Raw genomic sequence first — 15,826 nt, 5'->3', positions numbered from 1 at the left:
CGCGCTGTCGGCGCGCGCGACTGCCGCCGCTCGCCGCTGATGCGGCAAATATCAGTAAATCTTCAGAACAAAAGCGCCTGAAACGCCCGCCGTTTCAGGACATTCCCTGCGCGCGCGGGGAAAACAGCGGAGCTCGATGGCCAGTGAAGGGCGGCATCGACCGAACCGCCTTTTCACGCGTCACAGCATTCGAAAGCGAGTTCTTCGACACAACGCGCGGCTCCGCCGGCCAAGGCGCAGCGCGTGACGCATGGTAGTTTCATGACAAGCATTCCGACACCGCTCCGCATCGCCATCGGCTTCATCATCGCGTTCTGGATCGTGGGCCTCACGGCGCTCGCCGTCGGTGCGCCCGGCGAGATCGTGGTGGCGACGGCGGCCATCGGCACCGTCGGTGCTCTGGTTGAATGGAGCAGCCATCGGCCGGATTCGCAGGAAGGCGAAGCCGCGGACACCGCAAGCACCGCTGCGGAGTTGCAGCACGAACCGGCACCACAACCGCTGACGCGCAGCAAGCACTGATATCACTCGCCTCTCCAGCCATGGCCGCGCACCTTCGAGAGGGCGACGACGGTCACCGCGCAGCGTCGCGTCGCGCCGGGTTGCAACCCGCCAACGGCACACCGTGACCGGGATACGACACCGCTGCGTTAAAGCAGCGTGTTTCCGAATTTGTACAAGCGGTCGCATTGTACCTCCTCGTCGAATCGCCAAAGCGTGGCGAAAGTGTGTTCGGCATGAGTCGGTGTCACCGGAGCGATGGACTGCGCGAGTTTCGCACCAGCCTGACCTGACATCCCTCGTCCCGCACATCGCGAATAACAACCATCGCATAAGCGGACCACCATGCCCTTTGACCGACGCAGACTGCACACCCTCGCGCTCACGTCGCCGGCACGTTCGAAGGCGAGTTCTCGGACCTGACCAGGAGCTACGCCGGCAACGGTGTCGTCCGTTACGCGTGGTGAATTCGTAGGATGGGTTGAGCGAAGCGATACCCATCACCGCAGCGCATGTGGTGATGGGTATCGCTGCGCTCAACCCATCCTACGCGATACGCGCAGCGTCACCGCGCTGCTTTGATCTGAAATACCGACAGCGCTGTCGGTGCAATTGCTGGGAACGCCGCCGATGTCGCCATCTTCGTTCGACCTGATTGCTAACAAGACATCGTCAGCACGGTGGTGCCTGACGGCGAGCGTGCTGGCGCTCGCGCTGGCGGCGCTGACCGCACCGGCTGCCGCGCAGCAGACCGGCGGCAGCGGCGGCGGCGGTGGCGGCGCCGGTGGTTCGACAAGCGCTGCGGACGGCACGGCAACGGCGGGCGGACATGGCAGCGGCCTCGGTGGCGCCGGCGGTGGCGGCGCTGGTGTCAGTGGTGGCGCGGGCGGCAACGGCGTCTTTGCAGGCGGGACCGGTGGTGCGACGGCCGGCGCTAACGGCACCGATGGTGTGTTCGGGGGCGGCGGTGGTGGCGGCGGCGGCGCGCATGGCGCGACGTCGTTTCCCTTGGCGGGTCCGGTCACGGGCGGCAATGGCGGCAATGGTGCCTTGAGCACCGGTGGCGGCGGCGGTGGCGGTGGCGGCGGCTATGGCGTGTTCGTCACGGGCACGAATGTCAGCGTGACGACGACGCAGACGATCACGGGCGGTAATGGCGGCAATGGCGGCCAGGGCGAATTTGGCGGCGCGGGCGGCGACGGCGGCGTCGGCGTGTTCTTCGCCGGTTCCGGCACGCTGATCAATCAGTCGGCGATCCAGGGAGGCGCTGGTGGCGCCGGTGGCAGCGGCAGCTTTCAAGGTACCAACGGCCCTAACGGCGCTAATGGTGCCGGCGTGGTCGGTGGCAACCTGACCATCGACAATACGGCCGGCACCATCGCGGGTGGTGCGGGCGCCGATGCCATTCGCTTCACCGGCGGCGCCAATACGCTGACGCTGGCGGGGACGGGTGGCCTCACCGGCAATATCGCGATCACCGCCGCCGGCAGCACGGTGACATTCAACAACGGCGCGGATGTCACGCTCGCGAATGTCATCACCGGCGGCGGCGGCCTCATCCTGAACGCCGCAGGGACACTGATCCTGACCGGCACCAACACCTATATGGGCGGCACGACGATCACCGCCGGCACGCTGCAGATCGGCAATGGCGGCGGCACGGGTGCGATCACCGGCGACATCACCAACAATGCGGCGCTGGTCTTCAACCGCGCCAATGACACGACCTTCAGCGGCGTGATGTCCGGCAGCGGCACCATGACCAAGACCGGCAGCGGTCGGCTGACCCTGACCGGCACCAGCACCTATTCCGGCGCGACCACCGTCAATGGCGGCATACTGACGGTCAACGGTTCGACCGCGTCATCGTCGATGACGGTCGTCAACGCGTCAGGCACGCTCGGTGGCATCGGCACGGTCGGCAACACCGTGATCAATGGCGGCACGCTGGGGCCCGGCTCGACCTATGACGGCCAGATTGCGCCCAACAATTTCATCGGCTTGCTCACCGTGCAGGGCGATCTCGTGATGACACAGGCATCGACCTATCGGGTCGATGTATCGCCGGGCGGTTCAAGCCGCGTCAATGTCACCGGCACCGCCAATCTCGGCGGCGCCACGGTGAATGCCAATTTCGCGCCGGGCAGCTACGTCAAGAACAACACCACGATCGTCAACGCCACCGGCGGACTCGGCGGCAGCACATTTGGCGCGGTGGTCAACACCAACCTGCCGACCAGTTTCAAGACCGGCCTCAGCTATGACGCCAACAACGCCTATCTCAACCTGACGCTGGACTACACATCGCTGGGCGCGAGCCCGAATGCATCGTCCACGGGCGGGCTGAGCGACAATCACGCCCGCGTCGCCCGCACGCTCACCGACTTCTTCAAACGCACCGGCGGCATCCCCCTCGCCTTCGGTGCGCTCGATACGAAAGGCCTGTTGCAGGCCGCCGGCGAAATCGGGCCCGGTAGCCAGCAGACGGCGTTCGATGCCGCGACCATGTTCATGGGCATGATGAGCGATCCGTTCGCCGCCAGCCGCGGTGAAGCTGCGCCGGGCGCCGTGCCTTATGCCGATGAAGCGATGGCCTATGCGCGCAAGCGTGCGCCGACTGATGCTTTCGCATCGATGCATCGCAAGGCGCCGGTCGCGACTCTACAGGAGCACTGGCATGTGTGGGCAGCAGGCTTCGGCGGTTCGCAGACCACCGACGGCAATGCCGTCGCCGGCACCAGCAACAGCAAGTCGAGCATCTACGGCATGGCTGTCGGCGCGGATTACTGGTTCTCGCCATTCACGGTGGCCGGCCTCTCGATGGCCGGTGGCGGCACCAACTTTTCGGTTGAAGGTGGCGGCACAGGCCGCTCCGACCTGTTCCAGGTCGGCGGCTTCGTCAGGCACACTGTCGGTTCAGCCTATATCAGCGCCGCGGCAGCTTACGGCTGGCAGGACATCACCACCGATCGCGTGGTGACATCTGGCGGCTTCGATCAGCTGCGCGCGAACTTCAACGCCAACAGCTATTCGGGCCGCGTCGAAGTCGGCAACCGCTTCGTCGCGCCGTGGATGTCAGGCATCGGCCTCACGCCTTATGCTGCCTTCCAGGTCACGGCCTTCGACCTGCCGTCCTATACGGAAAGCGTCGTCGCCGGCAGCAACACCTTTGCGCTCGCTTATGCCGCCAAGACCGCGCTCTCGCCGCGCAGCGAACTCGGCCTGCGCACCGACAAGTCCTTCGCCGTCAATGACGCGATCCTGACATTGCGTGGCCGCGCGGCCTGGGCGCACGACACCAATCGCGACCGCGCGGCGTCGGCGACCTTCCAGTCCCTCCCCGGCGCGAGCTTCATCGTCAATGGCGCATCGCCCGCGAAACACACGGCGCTGACCTCGGCTTCGGCAGAGCTGAAGTGGATGAATGGCTGGTCCGTCGCGGGCACGTTCGAAGCCGAGTTCTCGGATGTGACCAGGAGCTACGGCGGCAAGGGTGTCGTTCGCTACGCGTGGTGAGGATGAATCGTAGGATGGGTTGAGCGCAGCGAAAACCCATCAACCACCTGCCGTGAGGTGATGGGTTTTCGCGAAGACGCTCAACCCATCCTACGGCCGCGGAAATCCAGCCAAAATTTCCACGCCTGTATAATGACACCGGCTCGAATCTGTGTGAGTGTTGCGCGACAGAAAGCCATGAGTTTCGCGGCGCCCGTGCGCCGGCGACTATGATGGGAAGGCGATGGGGGCAGGCGTGCGGTCGGGGTGGACGGGCTGGTCGACACTACGCGTCGCAGGCGCTGCGATGGCGGTCACTTTTGTAGCCCTCTCGGGCACATCGGCGCAGGCCGACTGTACGCCGGTGGCTGTCGATGCCACGACGCCCGCACCGGGCAGCACGGTGACCTGTTCGGGCACGACGCTCAATCAGAATAGCATTATGGGCTATGGCACCGGCAACCAGACCGGCATCACCATCAATGTGATCGACGGCGCGTCGGTGACCGGCTCGCAGCGTGGCCTGTCTGTTGGCGATGCGGTGATCAATAACGGAATCGGCGCGACCATCTCCGGCAATTCTTTCGGGATTACCGCGCTCGGAGGCGTTTCAAGGGTCACGAATTCCGGCAGCATTGTCGGCACCTTCAGTGCCGGCATCGCAACGGTTAACGATATCAGTGTCACCAATTACGCGTCCGGCGTTATTTCCAGCACGAATAATGGGATCAATGCTGGCAACGGTGCGGCCACGCTCGACAATGCAGGAACCGTTACCGGTTCTAACGGAGCGGGCGTCCTTGCCACGACCGGCGTGACGGCCATCAATCGCGCCGGAGGGGTGATCAACGGGGACGACGGCATTCGTACAGCCGGCAATGCCATTGTGACCAACTCAGGTCGGATCGACGGCCAACAGACTGCTATTTATGCCACTGGCTCAGCGACTGTGACCAACAATGCGGGCGGCAGTATCAGCGGATCATGGCTGGGTGTGTACGCGGCGGGTGCTTCGTCCGTCTTCAATGCCGGCAGTATCAGCGGCGGCAATGCCGCGATCAATTTCAGCGGCGGCGGCAGTACACTCACCTTGGCGCCGGGCTCCGACATCACCGGCTATGTCATCGGCTCCGGCAGCAATACACTCCAGCTCGGCGGCACCGGAGCTGCGAGTTTTGATATCTCCCGGCTGGGCGCAGGCCTGCAGTACCAGGCCTTCGACACCTTCAACAAGATCGACAGCTCCACGTGGACGCTGACCGGCACCTCGACTTTTGCCGGCCCTGTCAGTGTCAATGGCGGCACGCTGGCCGTGAACGGCAATCTTGCTTCTGCCAGCCTGCTGATGGTGAACCCCGACGGCACGATCGGCGGCAGTGGCACGCTCGGTGCGGTCACGATCCTGGGCGGCACATTGGCCCCCGGCAATTCCATCGGCACGCTCACCATCGGCAGTCTCACGATGACGGCGGCTTCCACCTATCTCGTGGAAGTCTCCGGCGCATCGTCGGACAAGACGGTGGTCACGGGTGCGGCTGCGATTGCCGGCAAGGTCACAATCAATCCGCTGACGCGTCTCGGATCCACCACGACCTATACGATCCTCAATGCCGGCATGCTGACCGGCACATTCGATAGCGTTTCTCTGACCGGCAATTTCGCGCGCAATGCGCGGCTGGGCTATGCGGGCAACAGCGTGCTGCTGACGCTCGATCCCGGTCTGCTCTCGCCGATCCTGCCGGGCGGTGCGTCGGTCAATCAAAGGAACGTTGCTGCCGGCATCGACAACGCCTTGCTGGGTGGCGCAACACTGCCGGGGTCGTTCAACGCGCTGTTCGCGCTCTCCGGCAACGATCTGATCAATGCACTCACGCAGGTCTCCGGCGAGACCGCCACCGGCGCGCAGCAGGCGAGCTTCGATGCTATGACCCAGTTTATGGGCGTGATCTCCGATCCTTTCAGCGCCAATCGCAGCAGCGCGCCCGGCGCATCGTCTTTCGCCGCAGAGCGCGATGCGCTGGCTTACGCAGCGGACGGCCGCAAGCGCACGCGCAGTGAGCGCGATGCCTACGCGCTGCTCACCAAGGCGCCGCCGCAGATTTACGAGCCGCGCTTGAATGTCTGGGCTGCCGGCTTTGGCGGTTCGCGCACGACGGATGGCGATGCAGCGCTCGGCTCGGGCCGCACCACATCGAGCATCGGCGGCGGCGCTGTCGGTGCCGATTACTGGTTCTCTCCCGAGACCGTCGCCGGCTTCGCGCTGGCCGGCGGCGGCACCAGCTTCTCCGTGGCAGGCGGCGGCAGTGGGCGCTCCGATCTTTTCCAGGCCGGTGCCTTCGTCCGCCACAGCATCGCGGCGTCCTATATTACGGCGACTGCAGCTTACGGCTGGCAGGATATCAGCACCGATCGTCTCGTCACCACTGCCGGCACCGATCGCCTGCGTGCGAATTTCAATGCCAATGCTTGGTCCGGCCGTATCGAGGGCGGCCATCGCTGGCGCGTGCCTGAGCTTGGCGGCATCGGTCTGACGCCCTATGCGGCGCTTCAGGCCACCGCCTTCGATCTGCCGTCCTATGCCGAGACGTCGATCAACGGCGCCGGCGGCTTCGCATTGACATATGCCGCCAAGACTGCCACCGCCGCCCGCACCGAACTCGGCCTGCGCAGCGACAAATCATGGGCTATGGCGGAGGGGCTACTCACCCTGCGCGGCCGCACGGCCTGGGCGCATGATTACAATGCGGACCGCAGTGTCACGGCGACCTTCCAGTCGCTGCCCGGCGCGAGCTTCGTCGTGAATGGCGCTGCAGCCGCCCGCAACGCAGCGCTGACATCAGCGTCGGCAGAAATGTCCTTCAAGGGTGGCTGGTCGATAGCTACGACATTCGAGGGAGAGTTCTCGGACGTCACCCGCAGTTACGCTGGCAAGGGCGTGGTCCGTTACGCCTGGTAACCGCCAAAAGCCCCATGTTCTCGGGTCATTTTCCCGAAAACATTAAGCTTTTTGGCTGGTTCCAATGCTGCGGCGCATTGACTTCCGGGGATTCCGGCCTATGTTCCGGCTCGAAGCGGCCCGGCATCGAAACGCGATGCCTCGAGTAAGCCGCCTGTCAGCGCCCAGCGATCCCCGTGCATGTTTGCGTGCCGCTCCGGGGGTAGGCGTGATGGCTTTTTCCGAGAATCCAAGCGGCGGTTTCGACCAGAGGCATGATCTCGATACGGCATCGAATGAGCGATACCCCGTTAGTCGATAGACTCATGGCCCCATAACAGAGGCTCAATGTCCTTTTCCAATCTCGGCCTGTCCGACAAGGTTCTCGCCGCCGTCACGGCCGCTGGCTACACCACCCCCACCCCCATTCAGGAACAGGCGATTCCCCACGCGCTCGCCCGCAAGGACGTGCTCGGCATCGCCCAGACCGGTACCGGCAAGACCGCAGCCTTCGTGCTGCCGATGCTGACCATGCTCGAAAAGGGCCGCGCCCGCGCCCGCATGCCGCGCACGCTGATCCTCGAGCCGACCCGCGAACTCGCCGCCCAGGTGAAGGAGCAGTTCGACAAATACGGCTCCGGCCAGAAGCTCAATGTGGCGCTGCTGATCGGCGGCGTCTCGTTCGGCGACCAGGACCTCAAGCTCAATCGCGGCGTCGACGTCCTCATCGCCACCCCGGGCCGCCTGCTCGACCACACCGAACGCGGCGGTCTGCTGCTCACCGGCGTCGAATTGCTGGTGATCGACGAAGCCGACCGCATGCTGGACATGGGCTTCATCCCGGACATCGAGCGCATCTGCAAGCTGGTGCCGTTCACCCGCCAGACGCTGTTCTTCACGGCGACCATGCCGCCGGAAATCCGCCGCATCACCGAGACCTTCCTGCACAACCCGGTGAAGATCGAAGTCGCCAAGCCCGCGACCGCCGCTTCCACCATCACCCAGTCCCAGGTCGCCGTCGGCCGTGACGACTGGCAAAAGCGCGAAGTGCTCCGCACGCTGCTCCGCGAAGCCGAAGACCTCAAAAACGCGATCATCTTCTGTAACCGCAAGCGCGAAGTGGCGACGCTCGCCAAGTCGCTGCAGAAGCACGGTTTCGCTGTCGGCGCCCTGCATGGCGATATGGAGCAATCCGCCCGCCTGCTGGCCCTCGATCAGTTCCGCAAGGGCGAGATCCCGATCCTGGTCGCCTCCGACGTCGCCGCCCGCGGCCTCGATATTCCGGCGGTGAGCCACGTCTTCAATTTCGACATTCCGCATCACTCCGACGACTATGTGCATCGCATCGGCCGCACCGGTCGCGCCGGCCGCACCGGCTTTGCGATCTCGCTGGTGTCGCCCTCGGACCAGAAGTCCATCGCCGCCGTCGAGAAGCTGATCGGCACCACCATCGCCAAGCACGAGAGCGCTGCGCTTGCCGCGATGCCGGCCGCCGACGAATCCACCGACTCCGCCGAGACCCCGCGTTCGGGTCGTCGCCGCAGCGGCAATCGCGAAGCCAATGCCGATGCCCCGCGCGGCGGTCGCCGCGATGGCCGTCGTGAACGCGAGCCGCGTCCGGATCGTGCCGCACGCCCCGAGCGCGAGCCCCGCGCCCACGCGAGCGAGGCCCGTGCCCCCGCAAACGAATCCCGTCCGCCCGAGAACGAAGCCCCGCGCGAGCGCAAACCGCGCCGCGAGCGCGACCGTCGCCCGAACGAGGACCGCAATGGTGGCCAGCAGCCGGTGGCCGCATCGCCCGCGTCGCTGCCGCCCTCCATCGGCCGCCCGCAGGCTCCGCGTCCGCGTCGCGAGGAGGATTTCGAGCCGGGCGATCACTCGCACCTGCCCGCATTTCTCCTACGTCCGATCCGGGCACGCGCATAGGTAGTATCGCCCGCGATTATTTACCTGCCGTTCACACAGTTCCCTTAGCTTCACAGCGATATTTTTGACATTTCGCAAGTGAGGGCGGCGCGCTTTAGCGCCGCTTGGGGACACAGGACGTGACCGCAAGCCTCGACGACCTCGAACGCACATTGGCGTTCGCCGACATCGCTCTTGGGCAGATTCGCTCGCTGCGCCAGCCCGCGATTCCGCGCAATTATGAGATCTGGTACGTGTACGCGACCGGCTACAATCCGGCGTTGAACAAGGTGATCAACGAGACGCTCGCCCGCAACGGCCGTCTCAGCGATGCCGATCTCGACCAGATCCACGACACCTATCTCTCCCAGGCCCGCGTCACCGACCGCATCGACCATGTGGGCGCGTGCGTGATCGGCGAGATCGACGACGTGATGACGCTGATCAATGATGCGCTCGACATGGCGGTGACTTTCAACGCCAGCCTGAACGGCGCCAGCAAGAGCCTCGACAACGCGCGCGATCCCGCAGCGCTAAAGGCGGTGATCGAAACCCTCGTGAAATCCACCCGCGAGGCGCATGACACCAACAAGGCGCTGGAAGAGCGCCTGCTCACCTCGCGCACCGAAGTCTCGACGCTGCAGCAGAGCCTGGAGGCCATTCGCGCCGAGAGCCTCACCGATCCCCTCACCGCGCTCGGTAACCGCAAATATTTCGACCGCGCGCTACTGGCCGCCATCGAACACGCGCAGAAACGCAGCGAGCCGCTGTCGCTGTTGATGCTCGATATCGATCACTTCAAGTCGTTCAACGACAATTACGGCCATCTCACCGGCGACCAGGTGCTGCGTCTCGTCGGCATGTCGCTGAAGCAGACCATCAAGGGCCAGGACATCACCGCACGTTACGGCGGCGAGGAATTCGCCGTGGTGCTGCCGAACACGCCGCTGCGCCAGGCGCTGACGGTGGCCGATCACATCCGCCGCGCGGTGATGTCGAAAGAGCTGAAGAAGAAATCCACCGGCGAGATTCTGGGCCGCGTGACGATTTCGGTCGGCGTCTCAATGCTCACCAATGGCGACGACATGGACAGTCTGATCGGCCGCGCCGATGCGTGTCTCTATGCCGCGAAGCGCAACGGCCGCAACCGCGTGATCTGCGAAGTCGATCCGGAATATCAGAGCGAGATCACGTTCCAGGTGGCGTAGCGCCACTCCGTCCCTCATGGTGAGGAGCGCGCCCTTGCGCGCGTCTCGAACCATGAGCTGGCATGGCTCCGAGCTCTCGGTCATCCTTCGAGACGCCGCTGCGCGGCTCCTCAGGATGAGGGATGGAGCTACTTGGCTTTCTTTGTCGTCTTGATCTTCTTTGCAGCTTTGGCCGGCGCCTTCGCCACTTTCTTCTTCGTTGTCTTCTTCGTCGCTTTCTTCTTCACGCCCTTCTTCTTCCCCGCCTTCTTCACCGCCGCCCGGATCGCCGCCGCATGCGCGGTGCGCGCCCACTCCGTCACCTCGTCGGGATCGTCATACAGCCGCTCCGGCAATCGCCAATAGGAGGCGATCATCCGCAGCTTGCCCTTCATCTCATACTGGAAGCATTGCGATCCCTCCGCCTCGAACCGCGGGATCGAGTTCTCGTCGGCGCGCAGATAGATCGCACCGCGCAGCACCAGCGCGAAATTGATGCCGTCGGCGGAGACGCCGAAGCCGGAAAACATCCGGCGGATCGTCACCGGCCCGAAGCCGGCGAACAGGTCGGAGAGGAATTCGCGGTCCATGACGCGATTGTAGGATGGGTTGAGCGCAGCGAAAACCCATCATTCCGTCAATGCGGCAGGCTCCGCCGATGGGTTTTCGCTGCGGCGCTTCGCGCCTTCGCTCAACCCATCCTACGGCTTCGCGCTCAATCCACCTTCGCCGGCTGCAACTGCACGGACTCACCGCAGCCGCACGCGCTGATCTGGTTCGGGTTGTTGAACACGAACTGCGCCTGCATCTTGTCGGTCTTGTAGTCCATCTCGGTGCCGAGCAGGAACAGCACGGCCTTGGGATCGACCAGGATCTTGACGCCCTTGTCCTCGACGACCTCGTCGGTCGGCTTCACGTCGTGCGCATATTCGACGGTGTAGGACTGGCCGGCGCAGCCGCCATTCTTGATGCCGACGCGCAGGCCGATGATCTCGGAATCGGCGCGCTGGGTCAGCGCCATCACGCGCGCGGCCGCGGCGTCCGTCAGACGCATCACCTGCGGCCGCGGGCGCGGCTTCGGCTTGGCAGGAGCTGGTGTGGTCGGTGTCATCTCAGTCATGTGTTCAGTCCCTTGGGCGGTTCAAGGCCGCCAACGGCGAATTCAGTTGGACGCGACGCTCACCACATATTGAGCACGAGGCGGGCCTCGTCGCTCATCCGGTCCGGCGTCCAGGTCGGCTCCCAGACGATGTTGACCTTGACGATGCCGGCGCCGGGCACGCTGGCCACGGCGTTCTCCACCATGGTCGGCAGCTCTTCCGCCGCCGGGCAGTTCGGCGTGGTCAGCGTCATGTCGATATCGATGCCGCGATCGTCCTTGATGTCGACCTTGTAGATCAGGCCGAGCTCGTAGATGTCGGCCGGGATTTCCGGGTCGAACACGGTCTTCAACGCGGCGACGATTTCCGTGCCCATGCGCTCGGTTTCAGCAGGATCCAGCGCGGAAACGGTCTCCATCTCCGGAATCTTGGCCTCAGCGGTGTCACTCATGCGAAAAGCTCCCGTGCCTTGATCAACGCCTGCGCGAGATGATCGATTTCTTCGCGGGTATTATACAGTCCGAACGACGCGCGGCAGGTGGCCGTCACATTGAATCGTTCCAGAAGCGGCATCACGCAATGCGTGCCCGCACGCACCGCGATGCCCTGGCGGTCGATCACCGTGGCGATGTCATGGGCATGCGCGCCCTCGATCTCGAACGAGATCACCGGCCCCTTGGTCTTCGCCGAGCCGAAGATGCGCAGCGAATTGATCTCGCGCAGCTTGCCTTCCGCATAGGTCAGCAAATCATGCTCATGGGCCGCGATGCGCTCGCGGCCGATCGAGTTCACGTAATCGATGGCAGCGCCAAGACCGATGGCCTCGACGATGGCCGGCGTGCCGGCCTCGAACCGGTGCGGCGGATCACCATAGGTGACCCACTCCTTCGAGACTTCACGGATCATCTCGCCGCCGCCCGCATAGGGGCGCATCTTGGCGAGGCGATCATATTTGCCATAGAGCACGCCGATGCCGGTCGGGCCGTACAGCTTGTGTCCGGTGAAGACGTAGAAGTCGCAATCGATGTCCTGCACATCGACGACGCCATGCACGGCCGCCTGGCTGCCGTCCACCAGCACCGGAATGCCGCGGGCATGCGCGATGGCCGTGACTTCCTTGACCGGCACCTGCGTGCCCAGCGCATTCGACATCTGGGTGATGGCGACGATCTTGGTGCGATCCGTCAGCAGTTTCTCGAACTCGTCGATCAGGAAGTTGCCTTCGTCATCGACGGGCGCCCATTTGATCACGGCGCCATGGCGTTCGCGCAAGAAGTGCCAGGGGACGATATTCGAATGGTGCTCCATGATGGAGACCACGATCTCGTCGCCTTCCTTGATGTTCTCGCCACCGAAGCTCGCAGCCACGGTATTGAGCGCATCGGTCGCGTTGCGCGTGAAGATGATCTCTTCCGGGCGCTTCGCATTCAGGAAGTGCTGCACCTTGGTGCGCGCGCCCTCATAGGCTTCGGTCGCCGCATTGGCGAGGTAATGCAGCCCGCGATGCACGTTTGCATATTCGGACTTGTAGGCCTCGGTCATGCGATCGAGCACGGCATTCGGCTTCTGCGCCGAGGCCGCGTTGTCGAGATAGACCAGCGGCTTGCCATAGACCTGCATCGCCAGCGCCGGGAAATCCTCACGGATCAGCGCGACGTCATAGGAGCCATCAATGACTGCAGGATGCATCGTCATTCCAACATTCCTCTCAGCCGTCATTGCGAGCGAAGCGAAGCAATCCAGAAGCCCAGTGAATAAAGAACTGGATTGCTTCGTCGCTACGCTCCTCGCAATGACGACGAACCATTACACCCGCGTGCCCAACCAGCGCTCCGCAGCGCCAATCGCCACGTCACGCAGATCATCGTTCACAATCGACTCCAGCGCTTCACCGACGAACGCCTGGATCAGCAGCGACTGCGCTTCCTTCTCGGGAAGGCCGCGGGCGCGCAGATAGAACAGCAGGCTGTCATCGAGCGCGCCAACCGTGGCGCCGTGGCCGCACTGCACGTCGTCGGCGAAGATTTCGAGTTCGGGCTTGTTGTCGATCTCGGCATCGTCCGAGAGCAACAGCGCGCGCGACATCATCTTGCCGTCGGTCTGCTGGGCGATCTGGTGCACATTGATCTTGCCCTGGAACACCGAATGCGCCCGATCATCCAGCACCGCGCGAAAATTCTCGCGGCTGAGGCAACCCGGCGTGGCATGGTCGATCACGAAGGTGCAATCGGCATGCTGCTGGCCGCGCAGCAGATGAATGCTGTTGGTGGAGAGCTCGGTGCCCTCGCCCGCCAGCGTGATGAAGCTCTGATAGCGGCTGAGATTGCCGCCAGTGGTCAGGCTAAACGTGTTGAACTTGGCCTTCGCACCGACCGTGACGATAGCGCTGGCGATCGAGGCCGCATCGAGCGCGTCTTCCATCACGCGGACATGCTGCACGTCGCTGTGGTCGCCGACCCAAATCACCGTGGTGTCGTGCACCTGATAGGCCTTGGCCGCTTCGGTCGCGACAAACGTCTCGACCAACGTCACCTTGGCATTGTTGCCGACACGGATCAGCGAACGCGTGAAGGACGCAACCTTCGGCTTCGTTGTGACATGGACAATCTGCAGCGGCTTTTCGCGATCGGTGCCATCGGCCACGCTGATGATCACGCCATCCGTCGCGAAAGCCGCATTCAGCGACAGCATGGGGTCATTGACCTTGCTGAGCAGCAGGTCGGCACGCGCAGCGCTGGCCTCATCCGCCAGTACGGCGCTGAGCGCATGAATAGTGACGCCGTTGCCGGCTGACAGATCGGACAGATCGGCGGCAAGCACGCCATCGACCAGCACCAGCTTCTGCGTATCGCCATCCTTCAGCGCAGCGACAGCCTTGCGCGCCTCGGCCAGCGCAGCAGCATCGGGCGCAGCCGCGAGCGGCGCGACATCGCCGAGCAGCTTGCGCAGGTCGGTATACTTCCATTCCTCGACACGCCGGTTCGGCAAACCCTTGACGGCGAAGGTATCGAAGGCGCGCTGGCGCGTCTCGGTGACCGGCCCGGAGCCCGGCAGACGACCGCGCGCGGCGGCAAAGGTGCCGTCCAGCGTCGCGCCCGTCGTTGTCTTTGCTACAGCTACATTCATGATGATCTCGCTTAGGCCGCCGCATCTTCATACTGCGCGTAGCCGGACGCTTCGAGTTCGAGCGCCAGCTCCTTGCCGCCGGTCTTCACGACACGGCCCTTGGACATGACATGCACGTGGTCGGGCACGATGTAGTTCAGCAGGCGCTGATAGTGGGTGATGACCACCATGGCGCGCTCCGACGAGCGCAGCGCGTTGACGCCTTCCGAAGCGATGCGGAGCGCGTCGATGTCGAGACCGGAGTCCATTTCGTCGAGGATGCAGAGGCTCGGCTGGAACAGCGCCATCTGCAGCACTTCGTTGCGCTTCTTCTCGCCACCGGAGAAACCGACATTGACGCCGCGGCGGAGCATGTCCTGCGGGATGTTCAGGGAGGCGGCGACTTCGCGCACCTTCTCGAGGAAATCCGGGGTCGAGAACTCGTCCTCGCCACGCGCCTTGCGCTGGGCGTTCAGCGCGGTGCGGAGAAACGTCATGGTGGCGACGCCGGGGATTTCGACCGGATACTGGAACGCCAGGAACACGCCCTTGGCGGCGCGCTCGTCCGGCTCCATCTCGAGCAGGTCCTCGCCCTTGAACAGGATCTCGCCGCCGGTGACTTCATAGCCGGGCTTGCCGGCGATGACGTGCGACAGCGTGGACTTGCCCGAACCGTTCGGGCCCATGATGGCATGGACTTCACCGGCGTTCACGGTGAGCGTCAGCCCATGGAGAATCTCGCGATCCTCGACACGGACTTGCAGGTTCTTCACTTCGAGCAGAGCGGGCATTTCAGCTTTCCTTATGTATGGCCCTCGTCCTGAGGAGCGCGCCCTTGCGCGCGTCTCGAAGGACGGACCGAAACGATGTCTTCCAACTCATCCTTCGAGACGCCGCTGCGCGGCTCCTCAGGATGAGGACCTGTGCGTGACTTAACCGACCGAGCCTTCGAGGCTGATCGAGATCAGCTTCTGCGCTTCAACAGCGAATTCCATCGGCAGCTGCTGCAGCACGTCCTTGACGAAGCCGTTGACCACGAGGCCGACGGCCTCTTCCTGGCTCAGGCCGCGCTGGATGCAATAGAACAGCACGTCTTCGGAAATCTTCGACGTGGTCGCTTCGTGCTCGAACAGAGCCGACGAGTTCTTCGCCTCGATATACGGCACCGTATGCGCACCGCACTGATCGCCGATCAGGAGCGAGTCACAGGCGGTGAAGTTGCGCGCGTTCTTCGCCTTGCGGTTCGCCGTGACGAGACCGCGATAGGTGTTCTGCGACTTGCCGGCGGCGATGCCCTTGGAGATGATCCGGCTCGTGGTGTTGTTGCCGAGATGGATCATCTTGGTGCCGCTATCGACCTGCTGATAGCCGTTCGAAATCGCGATCGAGTAAAACTCGCCACGCGAATTGTCGCCGCGCAAAATGCAGCTCGGATATTTCCAGGTGATCGCCGAACCGGTCTCGACCTGGGTCCAGGAGATCTTGGAATTGTTGCCACGGCAGTCGCCACGCTTGGTGACGAAATTGTAGATGCCGCCCTTGCCTTCCGAATTGCCCGGATACCAGTTCTGCACCGTCGAATATTTGATCTCGGCATC

The 15,826-nt window shown here is 63.9% G+C and carries 12 protein-coding genes and 1 pseudogene; 6 read left to right on the top strand and 7 right to left on the bottom strand.

The window, feature by feature from the left end; genetic code table 11:
- Nucleotides 1–261: 261 nt before the first annotated feature.
- The 6 genes and pseudogenes from ACIQ2A_RS05730 (at nt 262) to ACIQ2A_RS05705 (ending at nt 10,044) form a co-directional block, all read left to right on the top strand.
- Nucleotides 262–522, top strand: a complete 261-nt coding sequence (locus ACIQ2A_RS05730) for a hypothetical protein (protein WP_398476715.1) — start codon at nt 262–264, stop codon at nt 520–522.
- A 368-nt stretch (nt 523–890) separates the two neighbouring features.
- Nucleotides 891–968 (top strand): annotated as a pseudogene (locus tag ACIQ2A_RS05725) (autotransporter outer membrane beta-barrel domain-containing protein); the annotation flags it as partial.
- Nucleotides 969–1,131: 163 nt separating this feature from the next.
- Entirely contained in the window at nt 1,132–4,017 is a 2,886-nt protein-coding gene (locus ACIQ2A_RS05720) for an autotransporter domain-containing protein (RefSeq protein ID WP_398476713.1), read from the top strand.
- A 286-nt stretch (nt 4,018–4,303) separates the two neighbouring features.
- The gene (locus ACIQ2A_RS05715; protein ID WP_398476711.1) at nt 4,304–6,952 is read left to right on the top strand and encodes an autotransporter domain-containing protein; all 2,649 of its coding nucleotides are present in this window, start codon (nt 4,304–4,306) and stop codon (nt 6,950–6,952) included.
- Nucleotides 6,953–7,279: 327 nt separating this feature from the next.
- The gene (locus tag ACIQ2A_RS05710) at nt 7,280–8,857 is read left to right on the top strand and encodes a DEAD/DEAH box helicase (RefSeq protein WP_398476709.1); all 1,578 of its coding nucleotides are present in this window, start codon (nt 7,280–7,282) and stop codon (nt 8,855–8,857) included.
- A 119-nt stretch (nt 8,858–8,976) separates the two neighbouring features.
- Nucleotides 8,977–10,044, top strand: coding sequence for a GGDEF domain-containing protein (locus tag ACIQ2A_RS05705; protein ID WP_398476707.1), 1,068 nt, complete (start codon nt 8,977–8,979; stop codon nt 10,042–10,044).
- 128 nt (nt 10,045–10,172) lie between these two features.
- On the opposite strand, the gene ACIQ2A_RS05700 is transcribed toward ACIQ2A_RS05705, so the two are convergent.
- From ACIQ2A_RS05700 to ACIQ2A_RS05670, 7 genes are all read right to left on the bottom strand, one after another.
- Complete coding sequence (locus ACIQ2A_RS05700; RefSeq protein WP_398476705.1) at nt 10,173–10,613, bottom strand: TfoX/Sxy family protein; 441 nt, start codon at nt 10,611–10,613, stop codon at nt 10,173–10,175.
- A 125-nt stretch (nt 10,614–10,738) separates the two neighbouring features.
- Nucleotides 10,739–11,143, bottom strand: a complete 405-nt coding sequence (locus ACIQ2A_RS05695; protein WP_398476703.1) for a HesB/IscA family protein — start codon at nt 11,141–11,143, stop codon at nt 10,739–10,741.
- 59 nt (nt 11,144–11,202) lie between these two features.
- Nucleotides 11,203–11,574, bottom strand: coding sequence for an SUF system Fe-S cluster assembly protein (locus ACIQ2A_RS05690; protein WP_398476701.1), 372 nt, complete (start codon nt 11,572–11,574; stop codon nt 11,203–11,205).
- Nucleotides 11,571–12,818 (bottom strand): cysteine desulfurase, encoded by a 1,248-nt coding sequence (locus tag ACIQ2A_RS05685; protein WP_398476699.1) that lies wholly within the window; start codon nt 12,816–12,818, stop codon nt 11,571–11,573. The genes ACIQ2A_RS05690 and ACIQ2A_RS05685 overlap by 4 nt, the downstream gene beginning before the upstream one ends.
- 111 nt (nt 12,819–12,929) lie before the next feature.
- The gene (gene sufD, locus ACIQ2A_RS05680; RefSeq protein WP_398476697.1) at nt 12,930–14,249 is read right to left on the bottom strand and encodes a Fe-S cluster assembly protein SufD; all 1,320 of its coding nucleotides are present in this window, start codon (nt 14,247–14,249) and stop codon (nt 12,930–12,932) included.
- Nucleotides 14,250–14,260: 11 nt separating this feature from the next.
- Entirely contained in the window at nt 14,261–15,019 is a 759-nt protein-coding gene (sufC, locus tag ACIQ2A_RS05675) for a Fe-S cluster assembly ATPase SufC (RefSeq protein WP_398476695.1), read from the bottom strand.
- 141 nt (nt 15,020–15,160) lie between these two features.
- The coding region (locus ACIQ2A_RS05670) for a SufD family Fe-S cluster assembly protein (RefSeq protein WP_398476692.1) at nt 15,161–15,826 on the bottom strand (666 nt) is incomplete at its 5' end.

Origin of the sequence: Tardiphaga sp., from assembly GCF_044336785.1 — a bacterium.
Taxonomy (GTDB): Bacteria; Pseudomonadota; Alphaproteobacteria; order Rhizobiales; family Xanthobacteraceae; genus Tardiphaga.
This window is presented reverse-complemented; position numbering and strand designations above follow the sequence as displayed.

Coding starts and splice junctions, on each gene's coding strand:
- ACIQ2A_RS05700 (WP_398476705.1), bottom strand. CDS start 10,613: ATGGACCGCGAATTCCTCTCCGACCTGTTCGCCGGCTTCGGGCCGGTG.
- ACIQ2A_RS05695 (WP_398476703.1), bottom strand. CDS start 11,143: ATGACTGAGATGACACCGACCACACCAGCTCCTGCCAAGCCGAAGCCG.
- ACIQ2A_RS05730 (WP_398476715.1), top strand. CDS start 262: ATGACAAGCATTCCGACACCGCTCCGCATCGCCATCGGCTTCATCATC.
- ACIQ2A_RS05685 (WP_398476699.1), bottom strand. CDS start 12,818: ATGACGATGCATCCTGCAGTCATTGATGGCTCCTATGACGTCGCGCTG.
- ACIQ2A_RS05720 (WP_398476713.1), top strand. CDS start 1,132: ATGTCGCCATCTTCGTTCGACCTGATTGCTAACAAGACATCGTCAGCA.
- sufD (WP_398476697.1), bottom strand. CDS start 14,249: ATGAATGTAGCTGTAGCAAAGACAACGACGGGCGCGACGCTGGACGGC.
- sufC (WP_398476695.1), bottom strand. CDS start 15,019: ATGCCCGCTCTGCTCGAAGTGAAGAACCTGCAAGTCCGTGTCGAGGAT.
- ACIQ2A_RS05715 (WP_398476711.1), top strand. CDS start 4,304: ATGGCGGTCACTTTTGTAGCCCTCTCGGGCACATCGGCGCAGGCCGAC.
- ACIQ2A_RS05690 (WP_398476701.1), bottom strand. CDS start 11,574: ATGAGTGACACCGCTGAGGCCAAGATTCCGGAGATGGAGACCGTTTCC.
- ACIQ2A_RS05710 (WP_398476709.1), top strand. CDS start 7,280: ATGTCCTTTTCCAATCTCGGCCTGTCCGACAAGGTTCTCGCCGCCGTC.